At 62.3% G+C, this 18,064-nt stretch carries 18 protein-coding genes; 7 read left to right on the plus strand and 11 right to left on the minus strand.

Annotated elements, in window-relative coordinates:
* Positions 1-28 precede the first annotated feature (28 nt).
* The 10 genes from mltA to HU218_RS02240 all read right to left on the minus strand — a co-directional run bounded on the left by mltA (position 29) and on the right by HU218_RS02240 (position 10,118).
* The gene (gene mltA / locus HU218_RS02195) at positions 29-1,285 is read right to left on the minus strand and encodes a murein transglycosylase A (protein ID WP_174873309.1); all 1,257 of its coding nucleotides are present in this window, start codon (positions 1,283-1,285) and stop codon (positions 29-31) included.
* 120 nt (positions 1,286-1,405) lie between these two features.
* The gene (locus tag HU218_RS02200; protein WP_174873310.1) at positions 1,406-1,936 is read right to left on the minus strand and encodes a glutathione peroxidase; all 531 of its coding nucleotides are present in this window, start codon (positions 1,934-1,936) and stop codon (positions 1,406-1,408) included.
* A 120-nt stretch (positions 1,937-2,056) separates the two neighbouring features.
* A complete protein-coding gene (trxA, locus tag HU218_RS02205) occupies positions 2,057-2,419 on the minus strand; it encodes a thioredoxin (protein ID WP_174873311.1) in 363 nt (120 codons plus the stop codon).
* 109 nt (positions 2,420-2,528) lie between these two features.
* Entirely contained in the window at positions 2,529-3,503 is a 975-nt protein-coding gene (locus HU218_RS02210) for a class I SAM-dependent methyltransferase (protein WP_174873312.1), read from the minus strand.
* Positions 3,504-3,592: 89 nt separating this feature from the next.
* Entirely contained in the window at positions 3,593-4,132 is a 540-nt protein-coding gene (coaD, locus tag HU218_RS02215; RefSeq protein WP_174873313.1) for a pantetheine-phosphate adenylyltransferase, read from the minus strand.
* Positions 4,133-4,263: 131 nt separating this feature from the next.
* On the minus strand, positions 4,264-5,238 hold the full coding sequence (locus HU218_RS02220) for a peptide ABC transporter ATP-binding protein (protein WP_174873314.1): 975 nt from the start codon (positions 5,236-5,238) through the stop codon (positions 4,264-4,266).
* A complete protein-coding gene (locus HU218_RS02225) occupies positions 5,235-6,209 on the minus strand; it encodes an ABC transporter ATP-binding protein (RefSeq protein WP_174873315.1) in 975 nt (324 codons plus the stop codon). The genes HU218_RS02220 and HU218_RS02225 overlap by 4 nt, the downstream gene beginning before the upstream one ends.
* A gap of 9 nt (positions 6,210-6,218) precedes the next feature.
* On the minus strand, positions 6,219-7,145 hold the full coding sequence (locus tag HU218_RS02230) for an ABC transporter permease subunit (protein WP_174873316.1): 927 nt from the start codon (positions 7,143-7,145) through the stop codon (positions 6,219-6,221).
* Positions 7,146-7,158: 13 nt separating this feature from the next.
* Complete coding sequence (locus HU218_RS02235; RefSeq protein WP_174873317.1) at positions 7,159-8,187, minus strand: ABC transporter permease subunit; 1,029 nt, start codon at positions 8,185-8,187, stop codon at positions 7,159-7,161.
* A 338-nt stretch (positions 8,188-8,525) separates the two neighbouring features.
* Complete coding sequence (locus HU218_RS02240) at positions 8,526-10,118, minus strand: ABC transporter substrate-binding protein (RefSeq protein ID WP_174873318.1); 1,593 nt, start codon at positions 10,116-10,118, stop codon at positions 8,526-8,528.
* A 403-nt stretch (positions 10,119-10,521) separates the two neighbouring features.
* Between HU218_RS02240 and HU218_RS02245 the strand changes: the two genes are divergently transcribed.
* Positions 10,522-11,448, plus strand: a complete 927-nt coding sequence (locus HU218_RS02245; RefSeq protein ID WP_174873319.1) for a LysR substrate-binding domain-containing protein — start codon at positions 10,522-10,524, stop codon at positions 11,446-11,448.
* 58 nt (positions 11,449-11,506) lie between these two features.
* Here HU218_RS02245 and HU218_RS02250 read toward each other — a convergent pair whose 3' ends face one another.
* Entirely contained in the window at positions 11,507-12,628 is a 1,122-nt protein-coding gene (locus HU218_RS02250; protein WP_174873320.1) for a beta-ketoacyl-ACP synthase III, read from the minus strand.
* A gap of 340 nt (positions 12,629-12,968) precedes the next feature.
* Here HU218_RS02250 and iscR point away from each other — a divergent pair, with 340 nt between their 5' ends.
* The 6 genes from iscR (at position 12,969) to hscA (ending at position 18,048) form a co-directional block, all read left to right on the plus strand.
* Positions 12,969-13,460, plus strand: a complete 492-nt coding sequence (gene iscR, locus HU218_RS02255) for a Fe-S cluster assembly transcriptional regulator IscR (RefSeq protein WP_174873321.1) — start codon at positions 12,969-12,971, stop codon at positions 13,458-13,460.
* Between the two features lie 23 nt (positions 13,461-13,483).
* The gene (locus tag HU218_RS02260; RefSeq protein WP_174873322.1) at positions 13,484-14,701 is read left to right on the plus strand and encodes an IscS subfamily cysteine desulfurase; all 1,218 of its coding nucleotides are present in this window, start codon (positions 13,484-13,486) and stop codon (positions 14,699-14,701) included.
* Between the two features lie 55 nt (positions 14,702-14,756).
* A complete protein-coding gene (gene iscU / locus HU218_RS02265; protein ID WP_174873323.1) occupies positions 14,757-15,140 on the plus strand; it encodes a Fe-S cluster assembly scaffold IscU in 384 nt (127 codons plus the stop codon).
* Between the two features lie 46 nt (positions 15,141-15,186).
* Positions 15,187-15,510, plus strand: a complete 324-nt coding sequence (iscA, locus tag HU218_RS02270; RefSeq protein ID WP_174873324.1) for an iron-sulfur cluster assembly protein IscA — start codon at positions 15,187-15,189, stop codon at positions 15,508-15,510.
* 86 nt (positions 15,511-15,596) lie between these two features.
* Positions 15,597-16,130, plus strand: a complete 534-nt coding sequence (gene hscB / locus HU218_RS02275) for a Fe-S protein assembly co-chaperone HscB (RefSeq protein ID WP_174873325.1) — start codon at positions 15,597-15,599, stop codon at positions 16,128-16,130.
* A 58-nt stretch (positions 16,131-16,188) separates the two neighbouring features.
* Positions 16,189-18,048 (plus strand): Fe-S protein assembly chaperone HscA, encoded by a 1,860-nt coding sequence (hscA, locus tag HU218_RS02280; RefSeq protein ID WP_174873326.1) that lies wholly within the window; start codon positions 16,189-16,191, stop codon positions 18,046-18,048.
* Positions 18,049-18,064: the final 16 nt, after the last annotated feature.

The raw sequence follows: 18,064 nt of genomic DNA on the forward strand, positions 1-18,064 counted from the left end.
CGGGAATCCTTGCCGCATCAGGCGGCGTTCAGGGGTTGGCCGCCGGGGTCATGCCCTTGGGCAGCAGCAGCCACAGCTTGCCGCTCTGTTTCATGCGCCCGGCGTACATGCCGGCCTCGGCACCAAAGCCGAAGAAAAAGTCGGCGCGCACGCCGCCACGGATGGCGCCGCCGGTGTCCTGCGCATGCACCAGCCGGTTCAACGGCTGCGGCGTACCATCCAGCGGCCAGGTGGTGGCCAGGTACAGCGGCGCCCCCAGCGGGATGTAACGCGGATCGACCGCCACGCTGTAGCCGCCGGTCAGCGGCACGCCCATGGCGCCCAGCGGGCCGCTGTCATTGGCCGGCAGCGGTTTGAAGAACACGTAGCTGGGGTTGACGGCAAACAGCTCGGCACGACGCTGCGGGTTGGCCGCAATCCACGCCTTGATGCTTTGCATCGATACGTCCTCGATACGCATCTGCCCCTGGTCTACCAGCCAGCGGCCGATGGACTTGTAGCCGTGGCCGTTCTGGTCGGCATAGCCGACACGGATAAAGCTGCCATCTTCCAGCTGGATGCGGCCGGAGCCCTGCACCTGCAGGAAGAACAGCTCGGTTTCGTCTTCCACCCACGCCAGCACCGGCATAGTCGCCACACCCTTGCCGGCGTCGATCTCGCCACGGGTGTAGTACGGCAGCAGGCGGTTGCCCTCCAGCCGGCCTTTCAGCGCACGGGTGCGGCTGTCGGTGACAAAGTCGGCCAGGGTGATCTGGATTTCGCCATCGCCGGCCACGGTCTTGCCCGGCACCAGCTGCAGGCGGTTGCCACTGCCGCGGCGCGCCACCAGTTGCGGCAGCGCCCGCTGCGCCGGCGTGATGTCCAGCACATACAAATCGGCCGGCACGCCGTACACCGGATACGGCGTCTGCGGCGACTGGCTGCGACTGCCGGCCAGCAGCGGCTCGTAGTAGCCGGTAATCAGTCCGCTATCCTTGCCGGCCTCGCTGACCTGCCACGGCACGAAGCGCTGCTCGTAGAAGCTGCGCACCGCCTGCGGGTTGGCCGCATCGGTGGCGCTGGCTTCGCTGCAGGCGCCCTGCCACTGCGGCCGCCCCTGCAGGCTGCGGCAGCTGGCACGCAACGCCGCCAGGCTTTCGCCCGCCAGCGGCGCGCCCCAGCCGGGCAGATCACTGAAACGGGCCGGCTGGTAGCTCACCGGACTGCTGCTGCCGCCGGATGGCGGATAGCTGGCACAGGCAGCCAGCAGCAGGGTGCTGGCCAGGGTCATCAGACGCTTGAACATGGATGGGTCGCGGGCAGTGGAATCGGACAGGTTGGCCGCAGCGGCGGCGAAAATGCGATGGTAATGAAGGGCGGCGAAGAAAGGCAAATGCCTGCCGCCAGGCAGGCCGCGCCACGGCGCTTAGGGCCCCGGCAGCGCCGCTTCCACCGCCTTGATGAAGCTGGCGGAATCCGGCCGCGTCAGCGGGCTGAAGGCGGTGACGGTCTTGCCGTCGGCGGCGATCACGTACTTGTAGAAGTTCCACTTCGGCGCATCGCCGCTGGCCGCGGCCAGCTGCCGGAACAGCGGATCGGCCTCATCGCCGCGCACATGCACGCGGCTGGCCATCGGGAAACTGACGCCGTAGTTCACCTGGCAGAAACTGGCGACCGCCTGATCCTGGTCCAGCTCCTGGAAAAAATCGTCGCTGGGAAAGCCCACCACCACCAGCCCCTTGTCGCGGTAGTTCTGCCACAGCGTCTGCAGCCCCTTGAACTGCGGGGTAAAGCCGCAATGGCTTGCGGTATTGACCACCACCACCGCCTTGCCCTGATAGGCACACATATCGATGCTGCCACCGCTCAGGCCGGGAACGCGGTGGTCGAGCAAGGGCGGGCAGGCGGCACTGGCGATGGCCGGCAACAACAGCAACAGGGAGGACAGCTTGCGCATGGCGGGGACTCCGGCAACAAATGGCTGAACAGACGTTGGCCGCAACGCGAACGTTGCGGCCAACAGTGATACAGACCGCTTGCGCGGCCACAAGTTGCGTTACCGCGCCCGGCGCCAGGCTTACTGCTCCTTGCTGGCGATGTCGGCGCGGACCTGCTCCATGTCCAGATCGCGTACTGCCTGGATCAGCTGGTCGAACTGGCCGCCCATCATGGCGCCAGCCTGATGGAACACCACGATGCCGTCTTTCAGCGCCATCAGCGTCGGAATGGAACGGATCTGGAAATGCGCCGCCAGCTCGCGTTCGGCTTCGGTATCGATCTTGCCGAACACGATGTCCGGGTGCTTGTCGGCAGCCGCCTCGAAAATCGGGCCGAACATCTTGCAAGGACCACACCAGTCGGCCCAGAAATCCAGAAACAGGATACCGTCGCGCTCGGCGTAGTCGTTGAAGGTATCGGCGGTGATGTTCACGTAAGACATGCTGTCATCCTTGGTTGCGGCCGGCGACGATTGCCGGCCCTGATGTCTGGAGAAGTGGCGCTGCCGCGGCAAATCTCAAGGCAGGATCACCATTGAATTTATAAATTTTTTAATTGTGTGTCGCTATCGCTGACTGCGGCTGGCGATGGGTGATGCGCCAGCACTGGTGGATCTTCTTGTTGCGGAAGTCCTCCGGCACCGATTGCTTGCTGATGTCGCGTACCGCGTAGTCCTCCACCAGCAGTGGGCTGAGCTCGAAACTGCGCAGGTTGTTGGAGAAATACAGCACGCCGTCCGGCGCCAGCAGGCGCATGGCACCGTCCACCAGCTTGACGTGGTCGCGCTGCACATCCAGCTCGTCCTGCATCTTCTTGCTGTTGGAGAAGCTCGGCGGGTCCATCACGATCAGATCGAACTGCTTGCCGGCAAAGGCGGCGTCTTCCAGATACTGGAACACGTCGTCGCGGACCAGCACGTGCCTGGCCAGATCCAGGCCGTTGAGCTCGAAATTGCGGCGGCTCCACGCCTGATAGGTGTTGGACAGGTCTACCGTCTCGCTGCTGACGGCACCGCCGGCGGCGGCGTAAACGGTAAAGCTGCCGGTGTAGGCAAACAGGTTGAGAAAGCGCTTGCCGGCGGCTTCTTCGCGCACCCGCTTGCGGGTGTTGCGGTGATCGAGAAACAGGCCGGTATCCAGATAGGCATCCAGGTTCACCCAGAAACGCTGGCCCTGCTCCGCCACCACGAAATCCTCGCCCTCGCGGCCGGTCTTCTCGTACTGGCTGTCGCCCTTCTGCCGGCGGCGCGCCTTCAGCGAGATGGCGTCCGGCGCCACGCCGGTGACCTCGCAAATTGCCTGTTGTACCGCGGCGATCCATTCGGCGTATTCGTCATCGCCGATCTGCCAGCCGGTATCGTATTCCTGCAGGTGGATACGCTCGCCGTAGACATCGATGATCAGCGGGAATTGCGGCACATCGCGGTCGTACACGCGCCAGGCCTCCAGCTCGCCGCGACGCGCCCACTTGGCGTAATGCTTGTAGTTCTTGGAGAGACGGCCAACAAAGGCGGATACGTCTACCATGGTTTACCTCGGAAATGCGACGCGCCGGAGGATGTCCGGCGCGTGGGGTATGCGGTATGCGGCCAACGTTGGCCGCAGTGTGGTGATGCTTAGTCCAGCTGCTGCACCTGCTGCTGATAATAGTTTACCAGCTTGCGGTACACCGGTTCCGGCACGTAGTGGCGAATCATCTGTTCCCAGCCTTGCGGCCCCATCAGTCCCTTCACCATGGTGGAGGACACCTCGGCGTATTCGCGCGGCGGCAGCAGGAAGATGGTGGTGATATCGGCGTGCAGGTCGGAGTTAATGTAGCGCATGGTGCGCTCGTACTCGTAATCACTGGCGGTGCGGATGCCGCGGATGATGTAGTTGGCGTCGATGCTCTGCGCGTAATTGACCAGAAACTGGTTTTCGAACACTTCCACCTTGAGCTTGGAAAAGCCACGCGTCACCGCGCGCAGCATGTCCAGCCGCTCGTCCACCGAGAAGCTGCAGCGTTTTTCCGGATTGACGCCAATGGCAACCACCAGCTCGTCGAACAGCTCGACGGCTTCGCGGATCATCCACAGATGCCCGTTGGTTACCGGGTCAAAACTCCCGGCATAGACGGCTCGCTTCAATTGACGCTTTCCTTTGTTGCTATGTGTCATGGCGGAATGTACTTGCGGCTAGAAGGTGGGACAAGGTTTTTTTGCTGCATTGCAGAATAAAAAGCACCGGAGCGGTGCGATTCACCACTCCGGTGCTTGTACTGTAGTGCATGGGCCTGACCACAGTGCGCTCAGGCGTTGATGCTCTCCGCGTGGTGACAGGCCACCTGATGCCCCGCCAGTTCGCGCAGTTGCGGCACTTCCTGACTGCAACGCTCGGTGGCAAACGGGCAACGCTTGTGGAAGGCGCAGCCGGTCGGCGGATTGAGCGGGCTGGGCAGCTCGCCAGTGATCTTGATCTTGGCGCGGCGGTCTTCCTCGCGCACCGACGGCGTCGCCGACAGCAGCGCCTTGGTGTACGGGTGCAGCGGCTGGCTGTAGATCGCCTCCTTGCTGCCCACTTCCACCGCACGGCCCAGATACATCACCATCACGTCGTCGGCCACGTGCTCGACCACTGCCAGGTTGTGCGAGATAAACACATAGGCGGTGTTGAACTCTTCCTGCAAATCCATGAACAGGTTCAGTACCTGTGCCTGGATCGATACGTCCAATGCCGAGGTCGGTTCGTCGGCGACCACGATCTGCGGCTGCAGCATCATGGCGCGCGCGATGGCAATACGCTGGCGCTGGCCGCCGGAGAACATGTGCGGGTAGCGGTAGTAGTGCTCCGGGCGCAGGCCGACGCGCTTCATCATCGCCCGCACTTTTACTTCACGCTCGCTGGCGGACAGCTTGGTGTTGATCAGCAGCGGCTCGCCCAGCTGGTCGCCGATCTTCTGGCGCGGGTTGAGCGAGGCATACGGGTTCTGGAACACCATCTGCACCTTGCTGCGCATCGCCTTCAGCTCGGCCTTGCTGGCGCGGGCGATATCGACGCCATCCAGCACCAGCGAGCCGGCGGTCGGCGCCTCGATCAGCGTCAGCTGGCGCGCCAGCGTGGACTTGCCGCAACCGGACTCGCCCACCACGGCCAGCGTCTTGCCGGACTTGAGTTCGAACGATACGCCGTTAAGCGCCTTTACCATCGCCTTCGGCTTCAGGAAGCCCTGCGACACCTCGTAGTGACGGGTCAGGTCGCGAGCCTGCAATACGGTCTGGCTCATTGGGCCTCCTTGTCAAACAGCGGGTAGAAGCAGCGCACGGCGCCATGCTCATACGGGGTAATGGCCGGACGTTCGGCGCGGCAGCGCTCCTGCACATACGGGCAGCGCGGGCTGAGCAGACAGCCTTTCGGGCGGTCGTACTGGCCCGGCACGATACCCGGCAGCGTGGTCAGGCGACGCGCCCCCTTGCTGTGTTCCGGGATGGAGGACAGCAGCGCCTCGGTGTACGGGTGCACCGGGTGCTGGAACAGACGCGGCACATGGCCTTCTTCTGCCACCTGGCCGGCATACATCACCGCCACGCGGTGCGCCACTTCGGCAATCACCGCCAGATCATGGGTAATCATGATCAGCGCCATATTGCGCTCTTTCTGCAGATTGACCAGCAGCTCCATGATCTGCGCCTGGATGGTGACGTCCAGCGCGGTGGTCGGTTCGTCGGCAATCAGCAGTTTGGGGTTACAGGCCAGGGCCACCGCAATCATCACGCGCTGGCTCATGCCGCCGGACAGCTGGTGCGGGTAGGCTTCCAGACGGGTCTTGGCTGCCGGGATTTCCACCAGTTCCATCAGTTCCAGCGCGCGCGCTTTCAGCTCCGCGCCACGCAGCCCCTGATGCACTTTCAGCACTTCCATGATCTGGTAGCCGACGGTGTAGCTGGGGTTGAGCGAGGTCATCGGGTCCTGGAAGATCATGGCGATGTCTTTGCCCACGATCTTGCGGCGCTCTTTCGGGCTGATGGTCAGCAGGTTCTTGCCGTCGAATTCCAGCTGGTCGGCAACGATGCGGCCCTGCCCTTCCAGCAGCCCCATCATTGCCATCATGGTGACGGACTTGCCGGAGCCGGACTCGCCGACGATACCGACGATCTCGCCCTGGTCGACACTAAGGTCGAGGTTTTCTACCGCGCGGAACGGGTTGGCCGCATTGCCGAACTCGACCGACAGATTCTTGATTTGCAACAGACTCATGATTTTCCCTTACGCCGCGCGCTTCATTTTCGGGTCCAGCGCGTCACGCAGACCGTCACCCATCAGGTTGATCGACAGCACCGCCAGCAGAATGGTCAGGCCGGGCATCAGCACCACCCACCAGGCACTGGTCATGTAGTCACGGGCGCCGGACAGCATGGTGCCCCACTCCGGCGTCGGCGGCTGCACACCCATGCCGAGGAAGCCCAGTGCGGAGATTTCCAGGATGGCGGAAGAGAAGCTCATGGTGGCATGCACGATCAGCGGTGCCATGCAGTTGGGCAGCACGGTCACGAACATCAGGCGCAGCAGTTCGGCACCGGATACCCGGGCCGCGGTCACGTAGTCGCGGTTCAGCTCGGTAATGGCGGAAGCACGAGTCAGTCGCACGTAACCCGGCAGGCCCACCACGGCGATGGCGATCATGGCGTTGATCAGGCCCGGCCCGAGAATGGCCATGATGGCGATGGCCAGCAGCAGCGACGGCAGCGCCATCATGATGTCCATCAGCCGCATGATCAGGCCGCCCAGCACCTTGGGGAAGAATGCCGCCAGCAGGCCCAGGATCACGCCCGGAATCAGCGACAGCAGCACCGACATCAGGCTGATCAGCAGCGACATGCGCGCACCGTAGAACAGGCGCGCCATGATGTCGCGGCCCAGTTCGTCGGTGCCCAGCAGGAACTGGCTGACACCGCCTTCGGCCCACGATGGCGGGGTCAGCAGGTGGTCACGGTACTGTTCCAGCGGATCGTGCGGCGAGATGATGCCGGCGAACAGCGCACAGAACACCACGACCGACATGAAAATCAGGCCGGCTACGGCGCCCTTGTTCTGCTTGAAGCTGGACCAGAATTCCTTCAGCGGCGACGGATAGCTCAGCGCCGGATCTTCGTTGGCCGCAACGGTTTGCGACGTTGTATTCACATTTGCCATGTTGGTTTCCTGCTTACTTGGCGTGACGGATACGCGGGTTGGCGATGCCGTACAGGATGTCGACGATGAAGTTGGTGACGATCACCAGCGTAGCCACGATCAGGATGCCGTTCTGCACCACCGGATAGTCGCGGCGGCCGATAGCCTCGATCAGCCACTTGCCGATACCGGGCCAGGAAAAGATGGTCTCGGTCAGCACGGCGCCGCCCATCAGCGTGCCGACTTGCAGGCCGATCACGGTCAGTACCGGAATCAGCGCATTGCGCAGGGTATGGATGAAGATCACGCGCGCCGGCGACAGACCCTTGGCGCGCGCAGTACGCACATAGTCTTCACGCAGCACCTCCAGCATCGAGGAACGGGTCATCCGTGCGATCACCGCCAGCGGAATGGTGCCCAGCACGATGGCCGGCAGGATCAGGTGCATGATGGCGTCTTTGAAGGCACCGGCATTCAGCTCCGGATCGGCGATCTGGGCACGCCAGGCATCGATCAGCATGAAGCCGGTATCGGGGGCGATGTCATATTGCAGGTCGATGCGACCGGACACCGGGGTCCAGCCGAGATAGACCGAGAACAGCATCACCGCCAGCAGACCCCATACGAAGATGGGCATCGAGAAGCCGGTGAGCGAAACCCCCATCACGCCGTGATCGAAGATCGAACCGCGCTTGATGGCGGCAACCACCCCGGCCAGCAAGCCGACAACGGTGGCAAATACCAGCGCGCACAGCGCCAGCTCCAGCGTGGCCGGGAACAGGGTAGTGAACTCTTTCCACACGCTTTCCTGGGTCTTGAGCGAGGCGCCCAGATCGCCATGGAACAGCTTGCCGATGTAATCGAAGTACTGCACGTACAGCGGCTGGTCGAGACCCAGGCGCTTCATGGCAGCGGCGTGCATCACCGGATCGAGCGAGCGTTCGCCCACCATTACCTCGATCGGATCGCCGGGAATCATGCGGATCAGCGCAAAAGTCAGCAGCGTGATGCCAAAGAAGGTCGGAATGAGTACACCCAACCGGCGCAAAATGAATGCGAACATAAGATACGTCTCCCGTGCATGCCGCTTGTGACGACACGACGTGTGCTACTAGAACGGAGAGCGCAAGGAAAGCGTGCCAGACACGCGAGGGGGAGGCGCCGGGCGACTGGTTGCATCTGAACCACCCACCTATACCAGCTGCAAGGCCGCCACGGCAGAACGCACTTTAGCGATGACCTTCGCTGGTAGCCTTGACCCAGGTCAACGCTGTCGCTTGCCGCAACCGCGCCGACTTTCCTTTTGCATAACCTGATAGCCAATCAGCAAACAAGGAGGGGCCGATGGCGCCCTCCTTGTCCATAAGTACGGGGCGAACCCCGCGCTTCTTCAGTTACCGCTTACTTAACGCTTACGCCTTCGAAGGAGTAATCGCCGAACGGGCTGATCTTGAAGCCGTTAACTTCCTTGCGCATCGGCTGGTTTACAGTCGAGTGGGCAATGGTCGACCACGGCAGATCTTTCTTGAAGATTTCCTGAGCCTTCATGTACAGCGCAGTGCGCTCTTTCATGTCGGTGCTCTTGCGTGCCTTCAGGACTGCGGCATCGAAGTCCTTGCTGCAGTAACGGGCATAGTTGGAGCCACCTACGGCTTCGCAAGTCAGCAGCACGCCCAGGAAGTTATCCGGGCTGGCATAGTCGCCGGTCCAGCCGATCAGGCCGGTGTCGTGTTCGCCGTTCTTCATGCGCTTCAGGTACTCACCCCATTCGTAGGTGGTGATCTTGGCTTTCACGCCGATCTTGGCCCAGTCGGACTGGATCATTTCGGCCATCAGCTTGGCGTTCGGGTTGTACGGACGCTGTACCGGCATCGCCCACAGGGTGATCTCGAAGCCGTTCGGATAGCCGGCCTTGGCCAGCAGGGCCTTGGCTTTGGCGATGTCCATCGGGGCGTTACGCAGCTTGTTGTTGTAGGACCACAGCGAAGCCGGGAACGGGTTGGCCGCTTCCTGGCCCTGACCCTGGTATACCGCGTCGATGATGGCCTTGCGGTTGATCGCCATGTCCAGTGCCTGACGCACTTCCAGCTTCTTCAGCATCGGCTTTTCAACGTTGTACGACAGGTAGCCGATGTTGAAGCCCGGAGCGGTAGTCACTTTCAGTGCCGGGTCAGCTTTCATGCTGGCCAGATCCTGCGGTTTCGGATAGGACATGATGTGGCATTCGCCGGCCTTCATCTTCTGCGCACGTACCGAGGCGTCGGTAGTGATCGCGAAGATCAGGTTGTCGACTTTAACCGCACCCTTGCGCCAGTAGTCCTTGTTGGCCTTGTAGCGGATCTGCGCATCTTTCTGGTAGCGCACGAATACGAACGGACCGGTACCGATCGGCTGCTGGTTGATCATGGAGGCTTTGCCTTCCTTCAGCAGCTTGTCGGCGTATTCAGCGGACTGCACCGAAGCGAACGGCATGGCGATCTTGGCCAGCAGGTCGGCGTCCGGGTCTTTCAGGATGAACTTGACGGTATTGGCGTCAACTTTTTCCACCTTCACGATGTTGGCATCGAGACCGGTATCGGAGGCGTACGGGAATTCTGCCGGGTAGGCTTTGTTGAACGGGAAGTTCTTGTCGATCATGCGGGTGAAGGTGAACACCACGTCATCGGCACCAAACTCGCGGCTCGGCTTGAAGTAGTCGGTGGTATGGAACTTCACGCCCTTGCGCAGCTTGAAGGTGTATTCCTTGCCATCCGGAGAGATGGTCCAGGACTCGGCCAGACCCGGAATGGTGCGGGTGGAACCTTTTTCGAACTCGACCAGTCGGTTGAACATGGCATGGCCGGCAGCGTCAAACGTGGTACCACCGGTGTACTGCGCGGAGTCAAAGCCTTCCGGGCTGGCTTCGGAACAGTAAATCAGGGTGCCCGCGGCGTGGGCGGCAGTTGCTGCAACGGTCAGACCGGCAGCAAACAGCAGATGCTTGGCTACTTGCATGTTTCTCATTTCCCTATTTCTATTTTTGAAGAAGTGATACCTGGCATTGCCACATAAACAATGCAAAAGGCGTACCGGATTTTGTTAGCCCCGGACAAATGCATTATGGAACGCAGGCGGCTGATCACAAGTAATTAGCTGCCATTTTGTTGTGCCATGCATTTATCACTGTGCATTTATGTTTCTGGGGCCGCGTGGCGGCAGTTTGCACTCCCTGCATGCTCCCTCATGCACGGGGCCGGGCTCCGGTGCCCAGTCGGACACCTTCCAGGGCCGATGGCGGCCGAGTATTTCACAAGCCTCGCTATCACATCCACTAAATAAAATTGATGTTCTATGTGATTTTGTTATAGGGTTGACGCATCGTTTTCCATGTCGGCCAACCGCGCCGCCACAAATAAAAATGATTCGTTTTAGACAGATCGAGGCATTTCGTTGCCTGATGAGCTGCGGCACGACGGTTGCCGCCGCACGCCGCATGCACATCACACAGCCTGCCATCAGCCGCCTGATCAGCGATCTGGAGGAAGACCTTGGTTTCCGGCTGTTCAACCGCACCAAAGGCCGCATGGAGCCAACGACGGCCGCCATCCGCTTCCAGCGCGCGGTCGAGGAGAACTTTCTCGGCCTGGAGCGCCTGCGTCAGGCCGCAGACACCATCCGCGCCGAGGAAAACGAAGGGTTGGCCATTGCCTGCATGCCTGTCCTTTCGACCAGCCTGCTGCCGCACATCCTCAAAGAGTTCTTTGCCTTGCGCCCCGATGTCCCCGTCAAGATCGATACCGTTGGCAACGCCGAAGTCATGGTAAAGCTGCAGGATCTGAAGGTAGACGTCGCCCTGAGCCTGAGCATTCCGGCCATTGCCGGCATCGAAGTCGAACCGCTGCTGGAAGCCCCCGTGCTGTGCGCCATGCGCGCCGATCACCCGTTGGCCGCCCGCGAGGTCATCACCCCGCAGGATCTCGCCCACGAAACCGTCATCGGCTGGATGCCCAATTACCCGCTCAGCCAGAACCAGGAAGCCAAGTACTTCGGCCATGCCGGTGTGCATCCGCACTACACCATCCGCACCCACACCTCACATACCCGCTACGCGATGGTGGCACACGGTTTTGGCGTGTCTATCGTCGAACCGTTCGCTTCCGAGCTATGGCAACACCAGGGTGTTATCACTCGCCCCTTTGTCACCGACACCTGTCACAGCTATGTGCTCGCCTACCCGTCCAGCGGCAGCCGTTCGGCCATCCTGCAGGACTTCCGCCGTGCCACCCTGAGCGTGGTAAACGACAAGCAATTGCTGCCGTGGGCGACTGCACTGACGCAGGAGTAAGAGCCCGGCCGCATGACAACAAGGGCGCCTACTGGCGCCCTTGTTGCAGTCAGTCCATTCAGCGCTTGCGGACGATCACGCTACCAACCGAGTAGCCGGCCCCGAACGACGACAGCACGCCGATGTCGCCAGCGGCCATATCGGCATGATGCAGATGGAAGGCGATCACCGAACCGGCTGAACTGGTATTGGCGTAGCGGTCCAGAATCACCGGCGCTTCCAGAGTATCGGCATCACGTCCCAGCACACGGCGGGCGATCAGCTGGTTCATGCTGAGGTTGGCCTGATGCAGCCAGAAGCGCTTTACCCCGGCCGGCTGGATGTCCTTACTGTCCAGGTGCGTCACGATGTGCTCACCCACCATCGGACATACCTCTTTAAATACTTTGCGCCCCTGCTGCACAAACAGCTTGTCGAGCGCACCGCTGCCGCTCTCGTCGCAGCGATTGAGGAAGCCGAAATTGTTGCGGATATTGTTGGAGAACACGGTCGCCAGCTTGCAGCCCAGCACCTCGAACACGTTGGCCGCAGTCGCCGTGTCGGCACGCTCCAGCACCACCGCGGTGCAGGCATCGCCAAAAATGAAGTGGCTATCGCGATCGCGGAAGTTCAGATGCGCCGAGCAGACTTCCGGATTCACCATCAGCACCGCGCGTGCCTGACCGCTGGCAATGGCGTTGACGGCGGTCTGGATGCCGAAAGTCGCCGACGAGCAGGCCACATTCATGTCGAAGGCAAAACCGTTGATCCCCAGCGCCTGCTGCACTTCAATGGACAGCGCCGGATACGGGCGCGGCATATTGGAAGCCGCCGCAATCACCATATCGATGTCGGCAGCCGTCTTGCCGGCTGCGGCTAGCGCGTCGCGCGCAGCAGCCACCGCCATCTCGGCCGGCACCGACAACTCGTCGTTGCTGCGCTCCGGCAGATACGGCGTCATGCGCTGCGGGTCCAGCACGCCGCTGGCATCCATCAGATAGCGCTGCTTGATACCGGACGCCTTTTCAATGAATTCCGCACTGGACTCCTGTAGCGGCGCCAATTCACCGGCGGCAATAGCCGTAGCGTGCTGCTGGTTGTAGTCGTTCACATAAGCGTTGAACGCCGTTACCAGCGCCTCGTTGCTAACGGCATGGGGCGGCGTAAACAGGCCGCTGCCGCTGATCACCACATCTTGCATGGTTGTTTCCTTCGTTCTGTCGGGCAGCTTGGCCCACCATCAATCAAACAATTGTTTGCCCAATGATACACCATGCCATCACCGCACCAGCGACTCACATCCCGGCAATGGAAAAAACACTGCCAAGCTCGCGGATTTACAGGTAAAATCCCGGCTTCGCCGCAGCCCTGCCCCGAACCGGCACCGGATCAGCCGTCCGGACTACGCCAAGCGCAGGATTCCCCCTTGCCGGCCACGCCTTTATCTTTGCCGCCATTCATACCGGACTCCCCGCACGCAATAGTTGACTAAATTACTCGGAATTAGGATAATCCGGTCAACCACTCTGGGAGCCTACACCATGCGCCTCACCACCAAAGGACGCTTTGCCGTCACCGCCATGCTGGATCTCGCCCTGCGCGAAACCGGCGGACCGGTAACGCTGGCCGGCATCAGCGAGCGCCAGGGCATTTCGCTGTCCTACCTGGAACAGCTGTTCGGCAAACTGCGCCGTGCGCAGCTGGTTGAAAGCGTGCGCGGACCGGGCGGCGGTTACACCCTGGCCCGTACCGTGGCCGAGATTTCCGTCGCGGACATCATTGTTGCCGTGGATGAACCGGTAGACGCCACCCAGTGCGGCGGCCGCGAGAATTGCCACGACAACCACCGCTGCATGACCCACGACCTGTGGACCAGCCTTAACGCCACCATCTTCGACTACCTGTCCAAGATCAGCCTGGCCAGCCTGGTAGACAACCAGAAGGCAAAAGACACCAGCGTCGTACAAGATCAACGCACCCTGCGCCGCACAGCCGCCTGTAGCGACGCCATCGCCGGCAGCAACGCTGCCTGACGCGACTACGTGGAGAACCCGTAATGAGCGAGCTTAAGCACCCGATCTACCTTGACTACTCCGCCACCACCCCGGTTGACCCGCGCGTGGCCGAAGTAATGATCCCGTACCTGACCGAACAGTTCGGCAACCCGGCCTCCCGCAGCCACAGCTACGGCTGGGTGGCGGAAGAAGCCGTGGAAAACGCCCGCGCCGACGTTGCCCAGCTGGTGAACTGTGATCCCAAGGAGATCGTGTGGACCTCCGGTGCCACCGAATCCAACAACCTGGCGCTGAAAGGCGCAGCCCAGTTCTACAAGAGCAAGGGCAAGCACCTGATCACCCAGCGTACCGAGCACAAGGCCGTGCTGGACACCATGCGCGAGCTGGAGCGTCAGGGCTTCGAGGTGACTTATCTCGACGTGCAGGAAAACGGGCTGGTAAGCCTGGTCGATTTCGAAGCCGCGCTGCGCCCGGACACCATCCTGGCCTCCATCATGATGGTGAACAACGAAATCGGCGTGATTCAGCCGATCGCCGAACTGGGCGAACTGTGCCGCGCCCGTGGCGTGCTGTTCCATGTGGATGCCGCCCAGGCCACCGGCAAGGTGGAGATCGACCTCGACAAGCTCAAGGTTGACCTGATGAGCTTCTCCGCCCACAAGACCTACGGTCCGAAAGGCATCGGCGCGCTGTACATCCGCCGCAAGCCTCGCGTGCGCCTGGAAGCCCAGATGCACGGTGGCGGCCACGAGCGCGGTTTCCGCTCCGGCACCCTGGCTACCCACCAGATCGTGGGCATGGGCACCGCCTTCCGTATCGCCCGTGAAGAGATGGCCGCGGAAAACGCCCGCATCGGCGCGCTGCGCGACCGCCTGTGGGCCGGCCTGCAGAGCATCGAAGAGGTGTACCTGAACGGCGACATGGAGCAGCGCGTACCGCATAACCTGAACGTGAGCTTCAACTTCGTCGAGGGCGAAAGCCTGATCATGGCGATCAAGGACCTGGCCGTCTCCTCCGGTTCGGCCTGTACCTCCGCCTCGCTGGAGCCGTCCTACGTACTGCGCGCCCTGGGCCGCAACGACGAACTGGCGCACAGCTCGATCCGCTTCTCCATCGGCCGTTTCACCACCGAGCAAGACATCGACTTCGCGGTCAAGCTGCTGCAGCAGAAGATCGGCAAGCTGCGCGAACTGTCGCCGCTGTGGGAAATGTTCCAGGAAGGCATCGACCTCAACACCATCGAGTGGGCTGCCCACTAAACCGTTTTGATGATGCGGCCAACATTACAGGGTTGGCCGCACGCAGGAGAAGATCATGGCTTACAGCGACAAGTTGATGGACCACTACGAAAACCCGCGCAACGTGGGCGCTTTCGACAAGGGTGACGAATCGGTTGGTACCGGCATGGTGGGAGCACCGGCCTGTGGCGACGTAATGAAACTGCAGATCAAGGTCAACGAAGAAGGCGTGATCGAAGACGCCAAGTTCAAGACCTACGGCTGTGGCTCCGCCATTGCCTCCAGCTCGCTGGTGACCGAGTGGGTAAAAGGCAAATCGCTGGACGAAGCACTGGCGATCAAGAACACCGAAATCGCCGAAGAACTGGCCTTGCCGCCGGTGAAAATCCACTGCTCGATCCTGGCCGAAGACGCCATCAAGGCGGCCGTGGCCGACTACAAGCAGAAGCACGCGAAATGATTCCACGGCAGGCTCCGGCCTGCCGGTAGCAAGAAGGCAGAAGCAAATGGCAATCACGCTTACCGAACGCGCAGCAACCCACGTCAGCAACTTCCTGGCCAAACGCGGCAAGGGTCTGGGTATCCGCCTGGGGGTGAAGACCTCCGGCTGTTCCGGCATGGCCTACAAGCTGGAGTTCGTTGACATCGCCAGCGACGACGATGTCACCTTCGAAAGCCACGGCGTTACCGTTTTCACCGACGCCAAGAGCCTGGCCTACATCGACGGCACCGAGCTGGACTACACCAAGGAAGGCTTGAACGAGGGCTTCCAGTTCAACAACCCGAACGTGAAGAACGAGTGCGGTTGCGGCGAAAGCTTCAACGTCTAAGCCCGTTCTGCCCTGCCGGCTTTGCTGCCTCCACGCGGCAGGGCCGGTTTTAGCGTTTTCATCCCCGGTTTTTGCAGAAAGCCCGCATGTCCGCCGACTTCTCGCAGGATCACTTTGCGCTGTTCCAGCTGCCGCGCCGTTTCCGTATCGATGCGGCCCAGCTGGACAGCGCCTGGCGCACCGCCGCCGCCGCGGCCCATCCCGACCGCTTTGCCGCCGCCGGCGATGCCGAAAAGCGCGTGGCACTGATGCAGGCTACCCGCATCAATGAAGCCTACCAGACGCTGAAATCGCCGCTAGCGCGTGCCCGCTACCTGCTGACGCTGGCCGGTGTCGACACTGCCGAAGAAACCAATACCAGCATGCCGCCGGCGTTCCTGATGGCACAGATGGAATGGCGCGAGAGCATCGAGGATGCGCGTCACGGCAAGGATGTGGCGGCACTGGAAGCCCTGACCGCGCAGTTGCGCGGCGATGTGAAGGCGCTGGAAGAAGAGCTGGCCACGGTGCTGGACGATGCGCCGGACCACGCCGCCGCCGCGCTGCTGGTACGCAAGCTGCGCTTTCTGGAAAAACTGGACCAGGAAATCGGCGACGCCATCGAAGCGTTGCTGTACTGAACCGAACAAACCTCAGCTTGGCCGCGGCCAACCTGAGCACAAAATAAGCTGACCCGACATGGCCCTACTGCAAATCGCCGAACCCGGCCTCTCCGCCGCCCCGCACCAGCACCGTCTGGCAGTGGGCATCGATCTGGGTACCACCAACTCGCTGGTTGCCACCGTACGCAGCGGCAGCGCCGTCGTGCTGCCGGACGAGCAGGGCCGCAACCTGCTGCCGTCGGTAGTGCGCTACGCGCCGGATGGCGACACCGTGGTGGGCTACGCCGCGCAGGCCGAACAGAGCCGCGATGCGGCCAACACGGTAGTGTCGGTCAAACGCTTCATGGGTCGCGGTCTGGTAGACATCCAGGACGTTGGCCGCAGCCCGTACCGCTTTGTCGACGCGCCGGGCATGGTGCAGCTGGTGACCCGCGCCGGCAACAAGAGCCCGGTGGAAGTCTCCGCCGACATCCTGCGCACCCTGAAGGAGCGCGCCGAGCGCAGCCTGGGCGGCGATCTGGTGGGCGCGGTGATCACCGTGCCGGCCTACTTCGACGATGCCCAGCGCCAGGCCACCAAGGATGCCGCCCGTCTGGCCGGCCTCAACGTGCTGCGTCTGCTGAACGAACCCACGGCCGCGGCCATCGCCTATGGCCTCGACAACGACTCCGAAGGCACCTATGTGGTGTATGACCTCGGCGGCGGCACCTTCGACGTGTCGGTGCTGGCGCTGTCGCGCGGCGTGTTCGAGGTGCTGGCCACCAGCGGCGACTCCTCGCTCGGCGGCGACGACTTCGACCACCGCATCTACTGCTGGATTCTGGAACAGGCCAGCCTGCACGGCCTGACCGCACAGGATACCCGCCTGCTGCTGACCCGCGCCCGCGAAGCCAAGGAAGCGCTGAGTGAGCACGCCAGCACCCGCATTACCGCACTACTGTCCGATGGTCTGACCGTGGACCTGGAACTGTCGCAGGCCACCTTCCACGACATCAGCAAGACCCTGCTCGACAAGACGCTGCTGCCGGTACGCAAGGCGCTGCGCGACGCCAAGATCACCATCGACGACGTCAAGGGCGTGGTGATGGTGGGCGGTGCCACCCGCATGCCGCAGGTGCAGAAAGCCGTTGGCGACTTCTTCGGCCGCCCGCCACTGACCAACCTCGATCCGGACAAGGTAGTAGCGCTGGGCGCCGCCATCCAGGCCGATGTACTGGCCGGCAACAAGGGTGGCGAGGACTGGCTGCTGCTGGATGTGATCCCGCTGTCGCTGGGCATCGAGACCATGGGCGGCCTGGCCGAGAAGATCATCCCGCGCAACAGCACTATTCCGGTGGCACGCGCGCAGGAGTTCACCACCTTCAAGGATGGCCAGACCGCGATGTCCATCCATGTGCTGCAGGGCGAGCGCGAGCTGGTGGCCGACTGCCGCAGCCTGGCCAAGTTCGTACTACGTGGCATCCCGCCGATGGTGGCCGGTGCCGCCCGCATCCGCGTTACCTTCCAGGTGGACGCCGACGGCCTGCTGTCGGTGACCGCGCGCGAGCTGACCTCCGGCGTGGAAGCCCACATCGAGGTGAAGCCGTCCTACGGCCTGTCCGACGACGAGATCAGCCGCATGCTGACCGAGTCGATGACCCACGTGCAGGACGATATCAACGCCCGCAAGCTGCGCGAGGCGATTGTGGATGCCGAAAGCCTGATCGCCGCCATCCACGCCGCGCTGGAAGTGGACGGCGACCTGCTGGCCGCCGAGGAGCGTGCCGAGCTGGATGGCGCGCTGGCCGGCCTGCATACCGCCATTGCCCCCCAGCAGACCCGCGAGGTCAATGCTGCCACCCAGCGCCTGAACCAGATTAGCGAGCCGTTTGCCGCCCGCCGCATGGACCGCAACATCCAGCGCGCGCTCAAAGGCAAGAACATCGGCGCCCTGTAACCATTGAGACGGCCGC

Source organism: Vogesella oryzae, from assembly GCF_902829295.1.
In the GTDB taxonomy this organism is placed as follows: domain Bacteria; phylum Pseudomonadota; class Gammaproteobacteria; order Burkholderiales; family Chromobacteriaceae; genus Vogesella; species Vogesella oryzae.

Excerpts from the sequence above, each read along its gene's own strand:
- HU218_RS02230 (WP_174873316.1), bottom strand. The coding sequence starts at position 7,145 with ATGGCAAATGTGAATACAACGTCGCAAACCGTTGCGGCCAACGAAGAT.
- HU218_RS02260 (WP_174873322.1), top strand. The coding sequence starts at position 13,484 with ATGAGCGAGCTTAAGCACCCGATCTACCTTGACTACTCCGCCACCACC.
- HU218_RS02210 (WP_174873312.1), bottom strand. The coding sequence starts at position 3,503 with ATGGTAGACGTATCCGCCTTTGTTGGCCGTCTCTCCAAGAACTACAAG.
- hscA (WP_174873326.1), top strand. The coding sequence starts at position 16,189 with ATGGCCCTACTGCAAATCGCCGAACCCGGCCTCTCCGCCGCCCCGCAC.
- mltA (WP_174873309.1), bottom strand. The coding sequence starts at position 1,285 with ATGTTCAAGCGTCTGATGACCCTGGCCAGCACCCTGCTGCTGGCTGCC.
- trxA (WP_174873311.1), bottom strand. The coding sequence starts at position 2,419 with ATGTCTTACGTGAACATCACCGCCGATACCTTCAACGACTACGCCGAG.
- HU218_RS02235 (WP_174873317.1), bottom strand. The coding sequence starts at position 8,187 with ATGTTCGCATTCATTTTGCGCCGGTTGGGTGTACTCATTCCGACCTTC.
- HU218_RS02220 (WP_174873314.1), bottom strand. The coding sequence starts at position 5,238 with ATGAGCCAGACCGTATTGCAGGCTCGCGACCTGACCCGTCACTACGAG.
- iscU (WP_174873323.1), top strand. The coding sequence starts at position 14,757 with ATGGCTTACAGCGACAAGTTGATGGACCACTACGAAAACCCGCGCAAC.
- HU218_RS02250 (WP_174873320.1), bottom strand. The coding sequence starts at position 12,628 with ATGCAAGATGTGGTGATCAGCGGCAGCGGCCTGTTTACGCCGCCCCAT.
- iscR (WP_174873321.1), top strand. The coding sequence starts at position 12,969 with ATGCGCCTCACCACCAAAGGACGCTTTGCCGTCACCGCCATGCTGGAT.
- HU218_RS02225 (WP_174873315.1), bottom strand. The coding sequence starts at position 6,209 with ATGAGTCTGTTGCAAATCAAGAATCTGTCGGTCGAGTTCGGCAATGCG.
- hscB (WP_174873325.1), top strand. The coding sequence starts at position 15,597 with ATGTCCGCCGACTTCTCGCAGGATCACTTTGCGCTGTTCCAGCTGCCG.
- HU218_RS02200 (WP_174873310.1), bottom strand. The coding sequence starts at position 1,936 with ATGCGCAAGCTGTCCTCCCTGTTGCTGTTGTTGCCGGCCATCGCCAGT.
- HU218_RS02245 (WP_174873319.1), top strand. The coding sequence starts at position 10,522 with ATGATTCGTTTTAGACAGATCGAGGCATTTCGTTGCCTGATGAGCTGC.
- iscA (WP_174873324.1), top strand. The coding sequence starts at position 15,187 with ATGGCAATCACGCTTACCGAACGCGCAGCAACCCACGTCAGCAACTTC.
- coaD (WP_174873313.1), bottom strand. The coding sequence starts at position 4,132 with ATGACACATAGCAACAAAGGAAAGCGTCAATTGAAGCGAGCCGTCTAT.
- HU218_RS02240 (WP_174873318.1), bottom strand. The coding sequence starts at position 10,118 with ATGCAAGTAGCCAAGCATCTGCTGTTTGCTGCCGGTCTGACCGTTGCA.